This is a genomic window from Olivibacter sp. LS-1, from assembly GCF_008245145.1.
Taxonomy (GTDB): Bacteria; Bacteroidota; Bacteroidia; order Sphingobacteriales; family Sphingobacteriaceae; genus Olivibacter; species Olivibacter oleidegradans.
Map to the genome: position 1 here is coordinate 5,226,478 of NZ_CP041643.1, position 20,226 is coordinate 5,246,703.

A 20,226-nucleotide genomic window follows, 5' to 3' on the forward strand; every position below is an offset into this window, starting at 1 on the left:
TTGAATCGCCTTACAATCGTTTATATAAAATGGCTTCCTATTTGAGCTGATTTTAGCAATCCAATTTATTACGATATGTTCAGACATTATTTTCGGATAGCGATACGATCCATAGCTCGTTATAAATCTTATGCTGCCATTAATATTTTCGGCTTGGCCTTAGGGCTTGCCTCTTGCATATTAATCTTTCTCATTGTTCGGAATGAGCTTAGTTATGATCAATATCATAAGCAAGCAGCCAGAACTTACCGGGTTACGTCGTTGGGTTTGGATTATAATCCAAGTGTTTCATTTGCCGTTGCACCCGCCCTCAGAAATGATTTTCCTGAGCTGGAACACGTTTCACAATACTATTATTGGCGAGAAAGTATGATCGAGATCAATCACGAACGTTTTATCCTAAAAGACGTTGCCGCTGCCGATAATGAATTTGCCAAGATATTTGATTTAGTTTGGTTGGCAGGTGATCCCAATTCAGCCTTGGAAGCACCGAATACGATTGTACTTACCGAGAGCACCGCAAAACAATATTTCGGAGATCAGAACCCTATCGGGCAGACCATCCGTATGGATAACGATTGGGAACTGAAGGTAACCGGTCTTATTAAAGACCTACCCGGTAATACCCATTTAACCTTTAAATCATTGGTCTCTTGGGCAACATTCCATGATGAAACGAGCAATTTTTGGTCGATACAAGGAGGATACCTATACGTTACTTTACCTGAAAAACTATCCGCCGCCACTGTTGAACAAAGGCTTCCGGCCTTTATTAAAAAAAATTGGCGCGAAGCCGTTGAAAAAGAAAAAGCTACGCTATTGTTACAACCATTAACCGATATACATTACGATCAACGATATCTCAACCAGACCAGTATGCCGCGGTCTAAAAAAAGCATATACGGTTTAGCAGCAGTTGGTTTATTCATTTTAGTAATCGCCTGCATTAATTTTGTAAATATGGCTACCGCTTTTGCTTTAAAACGCTCCAAAGATGTGGGCATCCGAAAAGTAATCGGTGCCAAGCCCATTCAGATTATTAAAAGTGCGCTCTCAGAAATAGTCATTCAAGTGATCATTGCATTAGGACTGGCAATAGGTTGTCTATTGTTATTTATCCCTTATACGGAAGGATTCTTTGGTACCCGTATCAACGCCAATCAGCTTTTACACATAGATGTTCTTATTGGCCTTTTTATTATTTCACTATTCGCGATTTTGATCTCCGGCGTATACCCCGCCTTGATCCAGTCGCGTTTCAATCAATTGCAGATTTTAAAGTCGTCTTTCTCAACTGCCGTTAAAGGAACTACCATCTTAAAAAGAGGACTGATCGGTATTCAGTTTTTGGTAACTCAATTGCTCATTATAAGCACCTTTATTGTAGCCAAGCAGATGGATTTCTTTCTTAATAAAGACATTGGTTTTGATAAAGAATCCATTATCACTTTTGATATGGGAAAAAACCCCGAGGGATTGCGTCAGCTACTTTCAAACCAACCCGGTGTTAAAGACTTTAGTTTTGCTTCCGTTGCGCCGGCTTACAACAATAATTATATGCCTTTTTCTGCGCCGAATTTAGGCATGCAAGAAGTAGATGTAACCGAAATGAAGGTGGTAGATGAAAATTATTTTTCCATGTTTGGACTAAAAATGTTGGCTGGATTACCTATTACCAAGAGCATTATGCCGCAGGACAGTATTTTGAGAATTGTCGTCAATAAAACCCTTGTAAACCGATTAGGAATACAAAATTATAATGATGCGTTGGGACAACAGATAACAGTAGGCGATCGTAGGGCAGAAATCCAGGGCGTGGCGGCCGATTTTCAAAGCGAATCCAAGCACAAAAAAATCAGGGCTTGCTTTCTTTATTACAATCCTGAAAGATTTCAGCAAGCAAGTGTGAAGCTTCAATCGAACCACATCAAACAGACCATCGCGTCCATCAACAAAGAATGGTCAGTGCTCAATCCCGAATCTTTATTCAATTATGAATTCATTGATAATAAGCTTGCAAGATTATATGAACGCGAGCAAACACTCTATAATACCTTTAAAGTGTTTACGTTTATTGCCATTCTTATCAGCTGCGTAGGGCTGCTCGGATTGGTGTCATTAATGGCCGTTCAACGTGTAAAAGAGATTGGTGTCCGCAAAGTGTTGGGTGCATCAGTAAACAATATTGTGCTGCTCTTCTTAAAAGACTTTGTCATATTGATCGGCATCTCCTTCGTAATAGCCGTACCCATTGCCTGGTACGCTATGCACAGTTGGCTACAAGAATTTGCCTATCAGATTAAAATAAGCCCGTTACATTTTATGGTCGGCTTGCTGGTTACGCTCTTTATTGCCGGGACTACTGTTTTTATCCGTAGCTTCATCGCCGCTACCGGCAATCCAATTAAAGCAATAAAAGAGGAGTAAGGTTAGTTAATAGGTTTTAGAAATTAGCTTTCAGCAGTCAGCTTTCGGCTTTAGGCAGTGCCAGCCCCATCATCAAATTGGCTAATCGGCTCATTGGCTAATTATGGATTTCGGATATCGGCAGTCAGCTTTGGTTAGCCTGCCCGTATGTAGGCGCTACTGCTATTACGACAATTCTAGAACTCAACCACTGAGCTACTCAACAACTCCGGCACCTGCAATAAGTCGCAATCCCCCTCACAATTTGACGTTTATACCCTAATATCTCTTTCAATTTTTCGATAGTTTTGTTATTAATAAAATGGGTCTGAAATAAAATAAAAATAAACTTATGAGAACATTAGAATTCACAAAAGAAATTAAAGCACCCGCCCAAAAAGTTTGGGATGTACTTTGGAACGACGACACCTATTCAAAATGGACAAACGCTTTTAATCCAAATGGCGGTTCCCGCATGCAAAGCGATTGGCAGGTAGGTGGTAGAACACTTTTCCTAGATAACAATGGCAACGGCATGGTAAGTACCATTAAAAGTAAAAACGAACCCTACGACGTGGTATTCGAGCACGTTGGAGAAATAATGGATGGTAAAGAAGACACCACCAGCGAGCAGGTTAAAAGCTGGGCAGGCTCATTAGAAGAATATCACCTTTCTGAAACCAACGGCTTCACTACACTGAAAGCGTCCGTACAAGTGGGAGAAGAATGGGTGGATATGATGAGCAAAGGGTTTACCGAAGGACTGGAAACCGTTAAAACACTCTCGGAACAATAGTTTCCCTTCGCTTCTTTTAGATAACGACGTTTGGTTCGATTAAAAAAGAATGTCCGGCTCTTAACGGCCGGACATTCTCGAAGGTTGCTGGTAAAACTACTTTCCTACTTAACTACTTAACTATTTCTACTCATTCAAATTACTTTCGAAATCGTTAGGCTATCGGCTCGGCTTTGAAACCCTTGCGTTGGATGATCGCGACTACCTCATCCTTTGTAATGCCCTTCGAACTGACGGTAAGGATTTTGTCTGCATTATCTGTATCAACATGCCAGTGACAGATACCGTCTGCACTATCTAAATCCGGTTGAACTTTTGATACACATCCGCCACAGTTAAGATTGGTTTTGAATTGATATTCTTTGTTCTCCATTGTTTTAAAATTTAGTGTTATTTAATACGCCAAATTTCGGTACAATGTTGATGCCCCTTGTTGTACAATTTCTTGTTTGATTTATGAGATTTACTGTTAGTTTCTCGATGTTATTCCAAGTTATTAGTGGCAACGTCATATCCTTGCTGCACAGGTAGCCATCGGCTTAAAAAAAATCGTTCATCAAGCCCTGAGGCGCATTATTTCTTATGGAATTTCGGCAATGATTGTTAAATTGAAGGAATGGAGAGTCTATTATTACACTTTATCCAAAGGCTTTCTTTTATCCTCGCGTATTTGTTTAAAATGGCTTGGGGAAAGTCCGGTTACTTTTTTGAACTGATTACTTAAATAGGCAACACTCGAATAATTCAGACGGTAAGCAATCTCGCTCAACGACAGTTCATCATATACCAGCAGCTCCTTTACTTTTTCTATTTTTTGCGCAATAAAATACTTTTCGATCGTCGTCCCTTCTACTTCAGAAAACAAGTTAGACAAGTAATTATAATCATGGTTCAATCTGTCGCTTAGCACATCTGAAAGATTCGTTTTAGCATCATTATCCCTGTGATGAACCAAATCAATAATTATATTCTTTATCTTCTCAATGGTGCGGCTTTTTTTGTCGTCAATTAACTCAAAGCCTAAGGGATTCAAAGCCTGCTTTAATGCATCTTTCTGTTCAACCGATAATTCATCAGTAAGACTAACCTCACCCAATTTGACGCTTTTAGCGGCGATGCCAAGTTTATCCAGTTCATGCTGTACCACCATAATACAACGGTTACAGACCATATTTTTCACAAATAATGTATTCATACCCTTTCTAAACTGCAAACTAACGAAATAAAACAAGGTGCGCCTGCTACTCAACACTCACATTCATATCTCATCCACTCCATCCAACTGCCTCAGTGAACAAGGGAACCTGTTAGTTGAGAACATGTCTTACGCCCCATAAAGCTCCTAGTAACTATTCCCTACTCACTATTAACTATTCCCTACTCACTGTTAACGATTAACTATTCCCCACTCACTATCAACTATTCCACAATTCATTCATCACTTACGAAAAGCCTACGCAACTACTTAACTACTCAACGACTCAACAACTCAACTAAAACTCAATAATATTTCCTTCTAAACCAAAATGCGAGATTAACCAGGGAAATCAATGCGGGGACCTCTACCAAGGGGCCGATAACTCCCGCAAAGGCTTGGCCCGAATTGATCCCGAACACCCCAATCGCTACAGCAATAGCCAGCTCAAAATTATTTCCGGTTGCTGTAAAAGCGATCGACGTGTTTTTTGAATAATCCGCTCCGAAACGTTTGCCGATCATGAAACTGAAAATGAACATAAAAGTAAAATAAATAACCAAAGGAAGGGCTATCCGAACCACATCCATCGGAATCTGCACAATCAATTCGCCTTTTAGACTGAACATGACCACGATGGTAAATAACAAGGCAATCAGCGTAATAGGTGATATAAAAGGCAGAAACTTTTCCTGAAACCATTGCTCTCCTTTCATAGCAATCAGCCCGTAGCGACTGATCAGTCCCATGGCAAAAGGAATCCCCAGATAAATACCTACGCTTTTGGCTATTTCGCTGATGGTAATGTGTACTTCTGCCCCTTCAATTCCGAATAAAGGAGGGAGTACCGTAATAAAAATATAAGCGAATACGCTATAGAACAGTACCTGAAATATACTGTTAAGCGCAATTAGCCCCGCTGCATATTCTCGGTTTCCTTCAGCAAGTTCATTCCAAACCACCACCATAGCAATACAACGCGCCAAACCGATCAAGATCAAGCCAATCATATATTCGGGATAATCTCTTAAAAACGTGACGGCTAAAAAGAACATCAGTAGCGGGCCTATTAGCCAATTTAGAATCAGCGAGACGCTGAGCACCTTTACATCTTTAAATACGTTCCCTAAGTTTTCATACTTCACCTTTGCCAAAGGCGGATACATCATTAATATCAAGCCGATCGCCAAGGGAATGTTTGTTGTGCCACTCGAGTACGAATTAATAAAAGCCGCTGTAGACGGAATAAAATAACCCATTCCAACACCTATGGCCATGGCGAGAAAAATCCATAAAGTCAGATAACGATCAAGAAAGCTTAACTGTTTACGGCCGGCAATCGGTGCGCAATTATTCGCTGACATATCGTTCGTTATTAACATGTTCATCGATAAAATCCTTCATATAGGCTTTAACCAGATCCCTGACCGCCCGAAACTCGTTCAGGATTTCTTCTGAAGTGCCCACCGCCTTTGCCGGATCGGGAAAATTGTGATGAAACTGCTTCGCTTTGGTAGGGAAGTAAGGACAGCTTTCCTTTGCATTGTCACACACGGTGATGACATAATCGAAATCAATATGGCTGTATTCATCTACATGATTGGAGGTGTGCCCGGAGATGTCGATACCGTCCTCTTTCATGACCTGTATCGCTTTCGGATTAACGCCGTGCGTTTCAATTCCCGCGCTGTATACCTCAGCCTTTCCTTGCGCAAAATGCCGTAAATAACCTTCTGCCAACTGACTGCGGCAGCTATTGCCTGTACATAATACCAAAATTTTCTTCATTGTTCTTTTTGTTTTATTTAGTCAATTCCTACCGTCTTACTCCGACGTTCCATTAATATCGTATTGCGCCACGTATTCTCGTGTTTACCAACCTTTTCCCGATAGCCCAATTTCCGAAAGCCATGCTTTTCATGTAGGCGAATACTTGCCTCATTTTCCGGGAAAATACCGGACTGAAGAGTCCAGAGACCTTGCGCTTCGCTACTTTCTATGAGTGTATTCATCAACAAATCACCCACACCTTTTCCACGGTAATCTTCATGTACGTATACACTTACTTCCGCCACACCGGCATAAACGCAACGACTTGAAACCGGAGAAAGAGCCGCCCATCCCGCAACGCTCCCATCAACGCTTGCTAAAAAACGAGAATGCCTGAGATGCGATCGATCCCAATCCTCCCAACTTGGTGCTTCTGTTTGAAAAGTTGCCTGGCCAGTTGCTATTCCCTGTAGATAAATAGCGCGCACTGCGGGCCAGTCTGTTTCAGTAATGATACTAATTTCCATTAGTTAATTTGTTTTAGCAGCATCCGGATCCGGGGGTACAACTTTGGATAGTCGCTAGATTGACCATCCTATTTTGGCTTTCTTCTTCCTGAGCGGGCGCACAGCATGTCTCGTTCTGATCCTTCGGACCACAACTACCACCACGCCCAATCGCTTTGCATTGCGTAGCATCCGGAATAAGGTCAACTACGAGGTTTTCACCTTTCAAAATCAAGTTCCCCGGAAATAGTTGACGGGTATCAAATTCCGAATTACCAAATTCAATCTTAACAATACCGCCAGGATTTAAAGGAAGGGACTTCTCTACCAATTCAATAATCGACAAGGCTTTACCCACCTTCATGGCCCTTTCCGAACCGTCCGAAGCCGGCTCCCAAAGCTGCACAATAATCTCCGTCCAGGCATTCATCACACCTCCACAATCAACCGAAGTAATAGGCGCTTGTTTAATCTCGGTGATATGGTATGAGGCATCCACCCATTTATCTTCGGCGTACTGAAATTGTAAAATAGCCTCTACATTCCTTGTCAATTGGGATTTGAAATCGCCCCAAGTCATTAGTTCCGTCGTATTCATAATATTGCAATTTAACGATATATAGGTAAAAATTTTTTTAACAGCACTCGTTGTTCGGCACATATCCATTTAAAAAAGCGCCTACTGTTTCTTTCAGCAGCTGCCAATTTTCAGGGTGAATGCAATAGCAGACACTGACCCCTTCAATGGTACCCTGTATCAATCCCGCTGTTTTAAGTTCTTTTAAATGCTGCGATATAGTTGCTTGCGCCAAACCCAGCTCTTCCACCAGATCCCCATTGATACAAGTCTTTGAAGCCATGATGTATTGCAAGATGGCAATACGGGCGGGATGGGCCATTGCTTTCAAAAGAACAGCTATTCTGTTCTGCTCTTCCGTAAATATTTCTGTTCTGGTAACGCCCATGATCTTATTATTTATTGCAATATTACGATAAATATTTTTAAGATGCAAATAGTGCTAGCAGCTTTCGGATGTCGGCTTTCAGCTTTCGTTAGCCTGCCGGTAGCTTGACGCTGCTGTAACTGTTTTTGTCATTATTTTTACAACTCAACTATTTAACCACTCGACAACTCAACTACTTAACCACTCGACAACTCAACTACTTAACCACTCAACAACTCAACTACTTAACCACTCAACAACTTAACCACTTAACTACTCAACTAGTTAACTATCCTCACAACTGAAATTCATCACTCATCATTTGTATCAGCTTTCGGATGTCGGCTTTCCTTCTAAGGATTTCATGATTATTTCTAATTAATATTATTTGTTGTTCTTTTTCTTGACAAAAAGAACCAAAAGTCAAGGCTGTCTAGGTTTCGCTAAAAATTCAATTGCCCCGCGCCGTTCTGCGGAGCCGCCCCAATCCTCATTTCTTTCCCTCCACTTCTTCGCATAACGTTTTTTCTACCCTTCTAATTGAATTTTCTTTACGCTCACCCTAGAAGGCCGTTTTGTACTACCCGCGAGAGCCCCGTGTGATTTCATCACTTGCAACGACAACTCACGACTCAACCACTTAGCTACTCAACTACTTAACCACTCGACAACTCAACAACTTAACCACTCAACAACTCAACTACTTAACCACTTAACTACTCAACTACTTAACCACTTAACTACTCAACTACTTAACCACTTAACTACTCAACTACTTAACCACTCAACAACTTAACCACTTAACTACTCAACTAGTTAACTATCCTCACAACTGAAATTCATCACTCATCATTTGTATCAGCTTTCGGATGTCGGCTTTCCTTCTAAGGATTTCATGATTATTTCTAATTAATATTATTTGTTGTTCTTTTTCTTGACAAAAAGAACCAAAAGTCAAGGCTGTCTAGGTTTCGCTAAAAATTCAATTGCCCCGCGCCGTTCTGCGGAGCCGCCCCAATCCTCATTTCTTTCCCTCCACTTCTTCGCATAACGTTTTTTCTACCCTTCTAATTGAATTTTCTTTACGCTCACCCTAGAAGGCCGTTTTGTACTACCCGCGAGAGCCCCGTGTGATTTCATCACTTGCAACGACAACTCAACTACTTAACCACTCGACAACTCAACTACTTAACTACTCGACTACTTAACTACTCAACAACTCAACTACTTAACAACTCAACTACTTAACAACTCAACTACTTAACAACTCAACTACTTAACCACTCAACTACTCAACCACTCAACTACTTAACAACTCAACTACTTAACCACTCAACCACTTAACCACTCAACAACTCAACTACTTAGCTACTCAACCAACGGCTTTCACTGACATCGAACAAAATGAACAGAATGAACTTTCCTTTTTTAATAAATAGATATTTATATTTATTTAATATTATAAACGTTAGTTTCTTTATGGAATAGTAATCGTGCTGTTAACAGAGCAGCTGCGGCATGTTTAAATCGTTAAAAACTCGACACAATGACAAAGGAACAAGAATTCTACGCATTATTCCAAAACATGCAACGTCCTGAATATCCTTTCCCTAATCTAATTTCTCCCTTTGCACAAGAGATGCGGGAAATATATTATAATTGGATCGATACAGATTATACCTTTCATTCCGAGAAAGCACGCGAAACACACAAAAAGCATGTGCTGACAGATATAGCAGCCCGTGGTTTACCCTTCTTAAAAACGCTGGATGAGCTATTTCCGATCGCAAGTTTCGCAGCCAATGGAGCCATGATGGATGATTATTTTGACCATTGTAGCCACGAAGAAATGTGTCGTATAAGACAACGGAGTATGGCCATACTCAGTGGACAAGAGAAAGAAGAGCCTACAGACTTCGGCATATTCCGTCAGTTCTACTTAATAAGGCAACGGGCCATTAAATGTGGCATGCCACAGCGGCTGTATGATAAATTCATAGCTAGTATTCATACCCTGTTAATCGGTTATCAGGATGAAAAACGCTATATGAAGGCCGATACTATGCCTCCATTCCCAGTCTATTTGGTACTTCGCGAAGATACCAGTGGCGGTTTACCTTTTTGTAAATATGTAGCCATGCAAAAAGATTTTCGCAATTTGCCCGATGAGGTGTTAGAACATCCCCATATTTTGAGCTTGCACACCTTGGCAGCCCTTATGATCGGCGTGCATAACGACATAATCTCATTACCGAAGGAGTTGAGTCGGAAAGGTGATGTCATCAATATCGTAAAAGTTATACACAATGAAAATAACGTATCATGGGAAGAAGCCTATAAGATGGCCCTGGATTATCATGATAAGCTTCTAAACGAGTTTAAGATACTACACGAGCACTTACCAAATTTCGGGCGGTGGCAGGAACTTGCCTATGATTACGTATATACAATCGGGATTATGATACAAGGCGTATACGCCTGGCATACCAATGATAAATCCCGCTACGTTCCCGGTGGCTATGTAGAACCCGAATACCAAGGCCCGGAATAAAGCGACATTTATATTTAAGTATTAAGGGAATTAGTAATGCCTGTCGGCAGGCATTACTAATTCCCTATTTTTGGTTTTCAGTGGTGCCGCAGCCACGTTATTAGCGCTATTTTACTACTTACCGACTGAACTACTTAGCACTACTAGCAGGTCACAAACATCATCCCTAATTCCAGATAGATCGAACGTTTAAGATCTCCAAATCAGTTACCTCAATATTATTTCCCCAGAAATGGAAGCCTTCTTTATTATTGTCTTCCGCTTTTCTAGGCATGGAATAAGAGTAGGCACCGCCATCAATAAATACTTCAACGCTGGTTTTATCGATGTAAATATCGGCCGAAATTACCATACTGGTTGGATCGTTCGGCGAATAAAACAGACCATTCAGTTTATTATAATTCAAATCATAATCTACAATTCGTTGCCCAAAAAGATTAAGCCCGGCACTAGTGGCATGAGACAATTTAATGGTCGTCTTCACCCGCAAGCCATCCGCCTCCGCATATGATGCAAGCAATTGATTAGCACGTTCGGCTGTTAAGTTCATTTCCTTCCGAACCGATGTAAAAAGCTGTTCTGTTTCTTTAACGGGCCGACTAAAAAGGCGGGGACCCTCTTTCGTATTGCGCAGCGTTAGCTCCGTTGGCAATTGCATCATCCCTCTAAAAGGCATACCGGGATGTGTTATTTGTCCCCAGCCAATTTGCACACGTCGTCCGTCCGGCATATCCGTAAAGGTTTGTGCCGCATAAACTGATCCTGTTGTATAGACATATTTACCAGCTTCCGGCTTAAACACTTTCCCATCAAAAGACCCCAGCATATAAGTACCCGAAGCACCATACATCACCCATTTGGTATTATTGATATCCCCATCTACCGGCAGTTCGAAAAGTTCGGGGCACTCCCAAAAACCGGTAACATGACTTTCGTAGTTCCACTTTTTCAAATCGTTAGAGGTATAGATAGAATGACCATCCCGCTCGTTAAGCACCATTACCCAGTGTTTTCCCGGTTTGTACCAAAACACCTTCGGATCGCGCGTGTCCGGGCTATTCCACTTCGCTTTGGAATCAATGATTGGATTCGATTCGTATTTTGTAAACGTCCGCCCTTTATCGAGGCTGTAGGCAATACACTGCACCTGCTTATCCGGCCCGGCTGCCGTATAAGCAGCTACCATAGCGGGCGTTTTACCTTTATTATAACCAGCTGTATTGTTATAATCGATTACAGCCGAACCTGAAAACATCGTTCCCAGCTCATCCGGATAAAGTGCATCCGGCAACTCCGTCCAGTGTACCAAATCTTTACTCACTGCATGCCCCCAGTGCATATTCTCCCATTCATTCTCATAAGGATTATGCTGGTAAAACAAATGATACTCCCCCTCATAAAAAAGTAAACCATTCGGATCATTGATCCATCCCCTGCGGGTCGTAAAATGAAACTGTGGCCGATTTTTCTCTTTATAAAGGCTATCTTGTCCAGCCAGTTTATCATTCTGATAAATTTTCGCCAGTCCTGCCTCATCACCCTCATAGCTTATCTTCAATGTTTTTCCTCGCAAATCCGAAACATCTTTAAAAACCCAATAATCAGGTGTAGCTTTAGTCAGTCTAATAACCACCGAAAGATCAGCTTTACCATCCACACTGAAAGTCATCTTCCGGCGCTCTTCCTTATGTGATACCGGAAAGTTAAGGTATTTCTTATTGATTTTGATTTCAATCTCACCTGCACTTAATGGAAGATAGTTAATCGACAGCAGGGCAATTGTTAAAAATTTGATCGCAAAAGTTCTCATCTGTTTGTTTTTTTATCATTTATTAAGTCGAGCCAAAGGCTAGTCATTCTTTATTTATTGCTTCTTATTATCATCGCCCGTACATCAAGGCCTGGCATACCAATAGGTTGTTGCCGCAATATCCACATAACCACTATCCCAGCTGAGCATTTCCATATCAAATGAAAATTGCTTACTAAAAGGTATGGCATCCAGTATGCGCGTCCGGGTAAATGTATTATGTCCTGTTGACGAAGTATGATCCGCCCGTGTTGCATTGGCAAAAGGTGTTTGGTAAATAACCACCGGCGCCCATGAGGTGTTGTAATAATCCTCCAATCCTGTACCAAATTCAGACGGAAAAGCTTCCCCGTCGACATAAGCTTTAGCATCCCCTTCCCCGTACCATGAATTCATATGATTCAGCGTCGCTAAGGTATTACCAACATATACCCCTTTACCCTTGATCGCAATGAAATTCCAGTCAATCGGTGCGCGGGCATCCCCTTTGGGGTTCTTCTCCGCATCATAATCCCACTTAGCGTCCCATACGTGTTCTTCCATTTTTGTGAAGGCATGAAAATACATTGCTCGTTCATCCCATTTAAAATCATCCGTTCCAACTGAAAGACTTAATTCGACAGGAAAATTATTGTTATTGATTAAGCGTATCACTGCCGACTTCTGAAAAGGCATCACCCATCGTGAGACGAGCGTTTGTTTATTTGCGAGCGTTCTATACCAACTTGCTATATCGCTCCCCCCATAGCCGCTACCTATAAAATCACCCAAGGGGCACAATACCGTTTCCTTGCCATCAAAGGATATTTTCAATACCACGTTCCTCCAGAGCGCCTCCTGATCGCGGTTTAACTTACTCATTTGGATTTTAAGCAGACGAATAGCCTTATGAGCATCCCTTAAATTCAGCGCACATTCCTCCGCAGGGTTCAATTTTTTTGAGATAGAATCCGTTACGCTAAAATTTGCCGATGGGTTCCAAAGGACACTTTCTGTATTATCAATTTCTTTTTTTAATCGTCGTAACTGCTCAAAGGAAAACGTTTCGGCTTTTATATTTTTTGGATATGTTCGGTAGTTGATCTGATAATAATGAGGCTTCTTTTTACTTGCACTATCAGCAAACTCCCATGTTATTTTGCAATGCTTCGCATAAACCAAAGGTAAATATAACGTATTCCCTCCCTTTCCCCGCGGATCATAATTCGTATGCGGGTTCAACAATGCCGGCCCCAACCCCAATCCTGCCTTCAATAAATCAAACCCGGGAACCGTAATCCTAGCTTCCTTTTCATGATCAAAATAAAAACGCATCGTTCCGGGTTTTTCCAAACAGGTGAGCCAAAAACGGACAATTGCACCTGGGCCTTCAGCGTCCATCATCACATGCTCTTCTCGTCCTTCATGCTCTTCCCGACGGATAAACTGATTAAAATCACTATTTGCAAACCATCCCGCCCTATTGCGCACGGTGGATCTTCTGTCATAACTGCTTACTTGTTTTAATGTATATGCAGGTTCAGGATAGCGAGCAACCTCCTCAACCTCACGCATCTCTTGCAATAACTTCTCCGTATTGACCACTTCCTGACAATGGCCGTAACGGACTGCAAAACCAATGGTTGCACAAATCAGTAAAAGAATTTTAGTTTTCATTTGATTTATTTATTGGTTCCCTTTTTCAAACTTAGATAAATTCATTTTATATGCCATGAATGACGTATTTTATAGAGGAATTTAATTACCAGCCGAAGTTCTGCACGTATAAACCCTGACTAAAGTTAATTTGATTCTGTGGGATCGGTAAATACTCATCTCTGTTTTTTTTGAAAGCGGCGCCCGCCAAATGGGGTGTTCTTCTTTGCTCAGCAGAAAAATAATCATTAATAAACTCGGCCGCAATACCCCACCGAACGAGGTCAAAAAAGCGATAACCTTCCATAGCAAATTCCAATCTGCGTTCAAAACGTAGCGCTTTACGCGCAAATTCATTGGTCCAAACGCAATTCACTCCTGGCTGATAAGTATCGATAAAGTAACTGGAAGTAGGCCTACCATCTGCCTGCGTCAATCGTGCCGCACTTTTCTGCGCGCGTTGCCTAATCAAATTAATTAGTGGCAGTGCCTCTTGTTCACGTCCCAGTTCAATTAAAGCTTCCGCTTTTATGAGTAACACATCCGCATACCTAATCACCGGCCAATCTTTAGCGCTCGACATAAAAGGTGGATATTTCATAAAAGTCGGATCGGTATAAGCAACCGTTTCTTTCATACTCATAAAGTTGCCATAAGTGGCATTGTCACGATTCCATGAAGCCTGAAACACCAGATCTTTTTGGTATTTATAGGGATGTCCGGGAATGGCCACAGTATGATCCAAACGCGTATCGAAGCTTTGCATTTTAAAATCTCCGGTAGGAACAACATCATGGGCATTATAGTCATCCAGCAGCGGCAATCCGTCAGCATTCGTTTTAAATGCGTTCACCAGATTAGAACTCGGCTGATGAAATCCACAGCAACCATATTCCTGGTTCATAGGATAATTGGTTCCCACACCGGCATTAATCCGTCCTTGTGGTGTGCCGTCGCTTTTTGAGAAAACGATGGCAAATACCGTCTCTGGACCATTTTCATATTCGGAAAGAAAATTTTCCGCAAAATCTTCAGAAAGGCGATATCTTCCCGAACTGATCACACTGTCGCAATACGCTACTACTTCATTCAATTTCGCTTGGTCTTTTGATAACACATTATGCTGATCATCCTGCACATAACTTTGGTAAAGCAATGTTTTTGCTAGGTAAGATTGGGCAGCCCCCTTTGTAATACGCGATGACTCTGCCTGCGCCAGCGGTAAATGCTGTGTAGCAAAGCGAAAATCTTCTGCTATTTTTGTCCATAGTTCATCGTTACTGTACAGATCATTCCCGATAGTTTGATAGGCTGATTTTTCAACACTTTCGTCGATGTAAGGTACTCGTTTAAAAAGAATTTTTAATAGAAAATAAAAGTGTGCCCGAAGGAAACGTACTTCAGCAATGCGCATTAACTTCTGTGGGAATATGTCATCACCTATTTCATTCAGCAGCGCTAAGGCTGCATTACATCTCGCTACGCCCACATACAAACGGAACCAAGTACCATCACTTTCTCCGAGGTCTACCCGATTGATTGAAAACAATTCGTAAGCGTGCACGTCGTTCTGGTCGCCCGTTCCGCCCCCGCCCTTGTAAGCGTCTCCGCCCCGCACACTTCCGTAGGCCCACATCGTTGTATAAGGTGTACTCCAATGATCATTACCCAAGGCTGAGTAAGCACTGATTACCATCGCCTCCACATTTTCGGGTGTTTTCAGATTTTCATTAAACACGACGCCTTGCGGCAGTTTTTCCAAATTTTTCGAGCAGCCAAAAAACAAGATGGCATACACAACCAATATTATGACAGGTAAATTTTTCATTTGCTAGTATTTTTAAATCAGATGATGATGGAAAATATATTAGAAGGATAGATTAAAACCCACTGTTGCAATTACCGGTATCGGATAGGCGTTCCCCGGATTTTCAGGATCTGGAGCTGTATAGGCCCGGTTCTTCCAACGTAGCAAGTTAGATGCCTGCATGTATACACGTGCCCGCGTTACATTAAACCTTTCAAAAGCATCCTTCAGATCATATCCGATTTCAATGTTCCGTAATTTGAAATAACTTCTAGGCTCTAAAAAATAGGTTGAAAATCTGTTCTCATTATTCGTATTGACCAAAGTTAAGGCAGGAACACTTGCCCCGGCGTTCTCAGGGGTCCAAGCATCCATTACGCGGCTGCCCCAATTTGATCCCGGTGCCAGCGAAGTAAAATCTGTCAGATTTTTATAGCTATTATTTACGACTCCTCCCTGTACGCCCTGAAAGAAAACGGCAATATTGAATCGCTTATAGCTTAGGGTTAAATTCAAGCCGTAAGTAAAATCAGGATCCGAGGTACCTAAGTACTGCTGGTCGTTATTATCAATCCGTCCATTCTGATCAAGGTCAAGGTAACGGATGCGACCAAGTGCCTTTCCCGGCTGTTCCGGGCTGTTATCAACTTCCTCTTGCGTCGTGAACAAGCCATCAGCCACCCAACCGAAGTGCGTATTTGGCGAGTGTCCGATAATCGTGTAGGTTGTACCATTACCTGGGTAACCGATAATTGCATTGTTAGGAAGCGCTGTTATCTTTAAACGGTTTCTGGTAATATTAGCCGCAATATCCAATTGAATATCCTCGGTCAAATCTTGGCTATAACTGATCGCCGCCTCCAAGCCCTTGTTTTGCAGCGAAGCACCGTTAATCCATGTATTTCCCCCTTCACCCACTACGCCCAAGTAAGGCGGGCTGATCAAAATATCGTCTGTATTCTTTATATAATATTCAACTGAACCGATAAGCCGATTGGAGAACAATCCAAAATCCGCTCCAAAATTAGATTGCGTGGTGGTTTCCCATTTAAGATCCGGGTTTCCGGTTTGGATGGCGGTATATCCGGTAGGAAGCGTACCGGTGCCCTGTCCACCTATGTCATAAGCGCTGCCTTCGCTTGGTTCCCAGGTCAGGTCCGTTCCATAAATGGCACGATAGAGTGAATAGGTAGCATATGCAGGAATGCTTTGATTACCCGTTTGCCCCCAGCTATACCGGAGTTTAAAATCCGAAATGAAATTTACATTGTCTTTAAAAAAGGCCTCTTCACTGATGCGCCATCCCAGAGAGGCGGCGGGGAAATTCGCGTAGCGATTGTTCGAACCGAACTTACTCGAACCATCTCTCCGAATGGTCACAGAAGCTAAGTATCGATCATGATAATTATAGTTTGCTTTAAAGAAAAATGACTGTAGCGCGTCCGAATTGCCATCGCCGCGGGCAAGTATATTTCGCGTACCTTGCGTCAAGTAAGCATAGTTCAGATCGGCAATAGCTAGCCCTTGTGCACTGGCATTAAATCCCTGGTACCTATTATTAACCGTTTCAGATCCCAAAAGGAAATTAACACGGTGGTCATTCGAATTCAAGTCATAGGTCAATATATTTTGCCAGGTTAATGATCCACTGTAGTCGAAATTGGTATTAACCTGCGTAACATCACTGTTTAAAAAGCCTGACCGGTATGGCAACTGCAAATGACGATAAAAAGTACCTGCATAATCCACATTAAACGCCGTTCTAAAATTCAAGCCCGGTAAAACGGAAAGATCCGCAAATGTACTGCTCAAAATGCGGGCAAAGTGGTTGTTATTCTGTCTATTATCTTCGATCAATCTGACCGGATTTTGCCGATCGTCCATCCCGGCCACGGGGCCACCCCAACCACCATTAACCGTATGAACCGGTAAAATGGGATTCAATATCAAGGCCAGCGAAGTGACGTCGCCCGTTGGTATTTGTGCGTCCTTAAAATACGAAAGGTTTAGATTCTCCCCTATCTTCAGTTTACCGTTAAACAGCGCATGGTCTACGTTCATACGTAAGGTTAATCGCTGGCTTCGCGTACGTTTGATGATACCCTCATTGTCATAATAACCTAACGAGAAGAAGGACGTTCCATGCTGTCCGCCATTGGAAAGAGCAACATTATATTGTTTAATCTGCGAAACCCGCGAAACTTCGTCAAACCACCGGGTGTCCGATGTGTACATCGACTGCTCAGGATCCACGTATTGCCCCAGGATTACCGCATTCAATTGCGGATTCGAAAAATCCTTATTCCAATCAAAATCGTAAATCAAACTTAAGGTAGAAGGATCCTGCGGATTATTACGAGACGGGCCGAAACGTCCGTCATTTACAGCAGCCTGCCAATAAGCCCGTGCGCGCTGATCGGTATTCAAGGTATTAATTTTACTATTATAAAACTGCAGGGAATGTGAAGCATCTACATCAATCCGCCGAAGGCCTGATTTACCTCGCTTGGTGGTCACAATAATCACTCCCGCTGCCGCTCTCGATCCATAAATCGAAGCAGCCGATGCATCGCGTAATACCTGCATCGATTCGATGTCGTTCTGATTAATCTCCTGTAATCCCCTTTGCGTTGGCACGCCATCTATAATATACAGGGGGTCATTGCTAATATTCAGTGTGGTTTGGCCTCGCATGCGCACCGTAACACCCCCATTCGGTGCACCGCTCGCGCCAACCTCTACTCCCGGAACCCGCCCTTGTATAGCTTTTACCGGGTTGCCCAGCGGCACATTTTCAATATCTGCCATTTTAACAACAGAAACAGCACCCGTTAAGTCCTTTTTGCGCTCTGAGGTATAGCCCGTTACAATAACATCCTCAAGGGCATTCAAGCTGGTTTTCATGACCACATTGATCGGGTCGCCGTTTCTAATCGTCACCCGGACCGATTCACTTCCCAACATACTGAAGGAGATGCTTTGCCCAACAGCAGCCGCAATGCGATACATCCCCTTATTGTCAGTAATAACAGAACCGGTTTTTCCAACAATAGACACCGTAACTCCTTCCAGCGGAACCGAGCTTGTATCTCGTACTATTCCGGAGATTACAACTTCCTGCGCCGCCGCACGAAGGAGAAAAAACATACTTATACAGTATGCAATCAATACTTGCTTTTTCATATTTGGTTAATTAATTAGATTAGTTTCGGTTTATTTTATGGTTAATAGACAAGTTATGTCAGTGGCTCATTGGCCAATTGTGCCTCGATAGCTTCTAAGCTGATGCCTTTCGTTTCGGGCATCCACCAAATCACAAACACCAGTTGCAACACCATCATTATCGCAAAGAATAGAAAGGTCGTCATGCCTCCAAGCGCCTCTGCCAGTATAGGAAAGGAAAAAGTCACCAACGCCGCCAAAATCCAGTGGATAGAACTTCCAAAGGTTTGCCCCTTTGCCCGCACCTGATTGGGAAAAATTTCTGCAATAAAGACCCAAATAACGGCCCCTTGAGAGAAGGCAAAACAGGCGATAAAAAGCATAAAGTACAGCGAAATATACATACCTGATGATGCCGGATTATTAAAAGAAAAAACAACCAGTAGAAGGGAAATAATAATGCCAATGGAGCCAATTTTCATCAACATTCGTCTACCTACCTTATCAATTAATTGGACAGCCAATAGCGTAAACACAAAATTGGTCATACCAATGCCGATTGTTGAAAGCAATGAAGAATGAACACCCAACCCGGCCATTTCAAAAATGCGTGGTGCATAGTAAATAATGGCATTAATGCCTGAAAATTGATTAAAGAGCGCAAACAGCCCGGCCAATACCAATGGCCTGCGATACGCTTTTACAAAGAGGGCTGGCTGTTTGTTAACGGCTTTTAGTTTTGCTGTGTTTTCAATTGCAATGAGCTCTTGTTGATAACCTAGTGGGTTGATAATACTTAATGTTTCTATAGCTTCTTCTCTCCGCAATCCATTCGTCAGCAACCATCTTGGACTTTCTCGAATAAAATAAATCGCTATTAGGAAAAGGAGAGACGGCACGGCCTGGATGCCCAGCATTAAGCGCCATGACTCTCCCTCTAACTGATTGATTAAATAGTTAGACAAGTAGGAGATCAAAATTCCCAATACAACATTAAATTGAAACAGCCCTACCAATGCACCGCGCCTATCCGATGGTGCGATTTCTGATATATAAATAGGTGCCGTAACCGAAGAAGCACCTACGCCCAAGCCACCAATAAAACGGAAGAGTACAAAAAGATGCCAGCTGGTGGTAAATGCCGTTCCAAGGGAAGCAAAAAGATAGGCCAATGCCACCAGGTATAGTGTTTTTTTACGTCCCAATTTATCCGTCGGATAGGATCCGAGTAACGATCCAATAACGGTTCCGATGAGCGCCACCGAAATGGTAAAGCCATGTTCAAAAATCGTGAGCTGCCAATATTGCTCAATGGCTTTTTCGGCCCCGGAAATAACTGCAGTGTCGAAGCCAAAAAGAAAGCCGCCCAAAGCCACCACTACCGACCATAGTTTCACCATGTGATTTTTCATAATATAGATCTATCTTGATTTGTTGAATTTGCTGTGCAAGGTAGACCGGTAAAAAGAGAAGGAGCTGCTGCAAATGATCAAATCATTTCATTTTTATAACAAAAATTATCCATCTGACTATCAAATAATTACAAAAACAAAGATGAATTATTCACTGTACGTTTTTGTCAGCGTACCATCTTTTTCAAGTATTATACCATCGGTGTTTAACCACCTAAATGGCGAAAATGCT

16 protein-coding genes are annotated in these 20,226 nt (G+C 42.1%); 4 read left to right on the top strand and 12 right to left on the bottom strand.

Going from position 1 to position 20,226, the window contains the following annotated elements:
• Nucleotides 1-75 precede the first annotated feature (75 nt).
• The gene (locus FKG96_RS21700; protein WP_130856721.1) at nucleotides 76-2,427 is read left to right on the top strand and encodes an ABC transporter permease; all 2,352 of its coding nucleotides are present in this window, start codon (nucleotides 76-78) and stop codon (nucleotides 2,425-2,427) included.
• 331 nt (nucleotides 2,428-2,758) lie between these two features.
• Nucleotides 2,759-3,202, top strand: a complete 444-nt coding sequence (locus FKG96_RS21705) for an SRPBCC domain-containing protein (RefSeq protein WP_130856720.1) — start codon at nucleotides 2,759-2,761, stop codon at nucleotides 3,200-3,202.
• 154 nt (nucleotides 3,203-3,356) lie between these two features.
• On the opposite strand, the gene FKG96_RS21710 is transcribed toward FKG96_RS21705, so the two are convergent.
• The 7 genes from FKG96_RS21710 to FKG96_RS21740 form a co-directional block, all read right to left on the bottom strand.
• Nucleotides 3,357-3,575 carry a heavy-metal-associated domain-containing protein gene (locus FKG96_RS21710; protein WP_130856719.1) on the bottom strand — a complete coding sequence of 73 codons (219 nt, stop codon included), beginning with the start codon at nucleotides 3,573-3,575 and terminating at the stop codon, nucleotides 3,357-3,359.
• Between the two features lie 258 nt (nucleotides 3,576-3,833).
• Nucleotides 3,834-4,397, bottom strand: a complete 564-nt coding sequence (locus FKG96_RS21715) for an AraC family transcriptional regulator (RefSeq protein ID WP_130856718.1) — start codon at nucleotides 4,395-4,397, stop codon at nucleotides 3,834-3,836.
• 305 nt (nucleotides 4,398-4,702) lie between these two features.
• Entirely contained in the window at nucleotides 4,703-5,761 is a 1,059-nt protein-coding gene (arsB, locus tag FKG96_RS21720; RefSeq protein WP_149106050.1) for an ACR3 family arsenite efflux transporter, read from the bottom strand.
• Nucleotides 5,748-6,185: an arsenate reductase ArsC gene (locus FKG96_RS21725; protein WP_130856716.1), complete on the bottom strand. Its 438-nt coding sequence runs from the start codon at nucleotides 6,183-6,185 to the stop codon at nucleotides 5,748-5,750. The genes arsB and FKG96_RS21725 overlap by 14 nt, the downstream gene beginning before the upstream one ends.
• 17 nt (nucleotides 6,186-6,202) lie before the next feature.
• The gene (locus FKG96_RS21730) at nucleotides 6,203-6,694 is read right to left on the bottom strand and encodes a GNAT family N-acetyltransferase (protein WP_130856715.1); all 492 of its coding nucleotides are present in this window, start codon (nucleotides 6,692-6,694) and stop codon (nucleotides 6,203-6,205) included.
• Nucleotides 6,695-6,707: 13 nt separating this feature from the next.
• Nucleotides 6,708-7,271, bottom strand: coding sequence for a DUF6428 family protein (locus FKG96_RS21735; protein WP_130856714.1), 564 nt, complete (start codon nucleotides 7,269-7,271; stop codon nucleotides 6,708-6,710).
• A 37-nt stretch (nucleotides 7,272-7,308) separates the two neighbouring features.
• On the bottom strand, nucleotides 7,309-7,638 hold the full coding sequence (locus tag FKG96_RS21740; RefSeq protein WP_013667996.1) for a helix-turn-helix transcriptional regulator: 330 nt from the start codon (nucleotides 7,636-7,638) through the stop codon (nucleotides 7,309-7,311).
• A gap of 125 nt (nucleotides 7,639-7,763) precedes the next feature.
• On the opposite strand from FKG96_RS21740, the gene FKG96_RS27275 reads away from it, so the two are divergent.
• Nucleotides 7,764-7,922, top strand: coding sequence for a hypothetical protein (locus FKG96_RS27275; RefSeq protein WP_371719343.1), 159 nt, complete (start codon nucleotides 7,764-7,766; stop codon nucleotides 7,920-7,922).
• 1,241 nt (nucleotides 7,923-9,163) lie between these two features.
• Nucleotides 9,164-10,168 carry a terpene synthase family protein gene (locus FKG96_RS21745; RefSeq protein WP_130856713.1) on the top strand — a complete coding sequence of 335 codons (1,005 nt, stop codon included), beginning with the start codon at nucleotides 9,164-9,166 and terminating at the stop codon, nucleotides 10,166-10,168.
• Between the two features lie 166 nt (nucleotides 10,169-10,334).
• On the opposite strand, the gene FKG96_RS21750 is transcribed toward FKG96_RS21745, so the two are convergent.
• The 5 genes from FKG96_RS21750 to FKG96_RS21770 all read right to left on the bottom strand — a co-directional run bounded on the left by FKG96_RS21750 (nucleotide 10,335) and on the right by FKG96_RS21770 (nucleotide 19,994).
• Nucleotides 10,335-11,978 (bottom strand): glycoside hydrolase family 32 protein, encoded by a 1,644-nt coding sequence (locus FKG96_RS21750; protein ID WP_149106051.1) that lies wholly within the window; start codon nucleotides 11,976-11,978, stop codon nucleotides 10,335-10,337.
• An 84-nt stretch (nucleotides 11,979-12,062) separates the two neighbouring features.
• On the bottom strand, nucleotides 12,063-13,634 hold the full coding sequence (locus FKG96_RS21755; RefSeq protein WP_130856711.1) for a glycoside hydrolase family 172 protein: 1,572 nt from the start codon (nucleotides 13,632-13,634) through the stop codon (nucleotides 12,063-12,065).
• Nucleotides 13,635-13,719: 85 nt separating this feature from the next.
• The gene (locus FKG96_RS21760) at nucleotides 13,720-15,441 is read right to left on the bottom strand and encodes a RagB/SusD family nutrient uptake outer membrane protein (RefSeq protein WP_149106052.1); all 1,722 of its coding nucleotides are present in this window, start codon (nucleotides 15,439-15,441) and stop codon (nucleotides 13,720-13,722) included.
• Nucleotides 15,442-15,480: 39 nt separating this feature from the next.
• Nucleotides 15,481-18,603 (bottom strand): TonB-dependent receptor, encoded by a 3,123-nt coding sequence (locus tag FKG96_RS21765; RefSeq protein WP_149106053.1) that lies wholly within the window; start codon nucleotides 18,601-18,603, stop codon nucleotides 15,481-15,483.
• 53 nt (nucleotides 18,604-18,656) lie between these two features.
• Nucleotides 18,657-19,994 (bottom strand): sugar porter family MFS transporter, encoded by a 1,338-nt coding sequence (locus FKG96_RS21770; protein WP_149106054.1) that lies wholly within the window; start codon nucleotides 19,992-19,994, stop codon nucleotides 18,657-18,659.
• Between the last annotated feature and the right edge of the window lie 232 nt (nucleotides 19,995-20,226).

What these genes read in the sequence shown, in the direction of transcription:
- FKG96_RS21700 (WP_130856721.1), top strand. Translation starts at nt 76, where the DNA reads ATGTTCAGACATTATTTTCGGATAGCGATACGATCCATAGCTCGTTAT.
- FKG96_RS21705 (WP_130856720.1), top strand. Translation starts at nt 2,759, where the DNA reads ATGAGAACATTAGAATTCACAAAAGAAATTAAAGCACCCGCCCAAAAA.
- FKG96_RS21710 (WP_130856719.1), bottom strand. Translation starts at nt 3,575, where the DNA reads ATGGAGAACAAAGAATATCAATTCAAAACCAATCTTAACTGTGGCGGA.
- FKG96_RS21715 (WP_130856718.1), bottom strand. Translation starts at nt 4,397, where the DNA reads ATGAATACATTATTTGTGAAAAATATGGTCTGTAACCGTTGTATTATG.
- arsB (WP_149106050.1), bottom strand. Translation starts at nt 5,761, where the DNA reads ATGTCAGCGAATAATTGCGCACCGATTGCCGGCCGTAAACAGTTAAGC.
- FKG96_RS21725 (WP_130856716.1), bottom strand. Translation starts at nt 6,185, where the DNA reads ATGAAGAAAATTTTGGTATTATGTACAGGCAATAGCTGCCGCAGTCAG.
- FKG96_RS21730 (WP_130856715.1), bottom strand. Translation starts at nt 6,694, where the DNA reads ATGGAAATTAGTATCATTACTGAAACAGACTGGCCCGCAGTGCGCGCT.
- FKG96_RS21735 (WP_130856714.1), bottom strand. Translation starts at nt 7,271, where the DNA reads ATGAATACGACGGAACTAATGACTTGGGGCGATTTCAAATCCCAATTG.
- FKG96_RS21740 (WP_013667996.1), bottom strand. Translation starts at nt 7,638, where the DNA reads ATGGGCGTTACCAGAACAGAAATATTTACGGAAGAGCAGAACAGAATA.
- FKG96_RS21745 (WP_130856713.1), top strand. Translation starts at nt 9,164, where the DNA reads ATGACAAAGGAACAAGAATTCTACGCATTATTCCAAAACATGCAACGT.
- FKG96_RS21750 (WP_149106051.1), bottom strand. Translation starts at nt 11,978, where the DNA reads ATGAGAACTTTTGCGATCAAATTTTTAACAATTGCCCTGCTGTCGATT.
- FKG96_RS21755 (WP_130856711.1), bottom strand. Translation starts at nt 13,634, where the DNA reads ATGAAAACTAAAATTCTTTTACTGATTTGTGCAACCATTGGTTTTGCA.
- FKG96_RS21760 (WP_149106052.1), bottom strand. Translation starts at nt 15,441, where the DNA reads ATGAAAAATTTACCTGTCATAATATTGGTTGTGTATGCCATCTTGTTT.
- FKG96_RS21765 (WP_149106053.1), bottom strand. Translation starts at nt 18,603, where the DNA reads ATGAAAAAGCAAGTATTGATTGCATACTGTATAAGTATGTTTTTTCTC.
- FKG96_RS21770 (WP_149106054.1), bottom strand. Translation starts at nt 19,994, where the DNA reads ATGAAAAATCACATGGTGAAACTATGGTCGGTAGTGGTGGCTTTGGGC.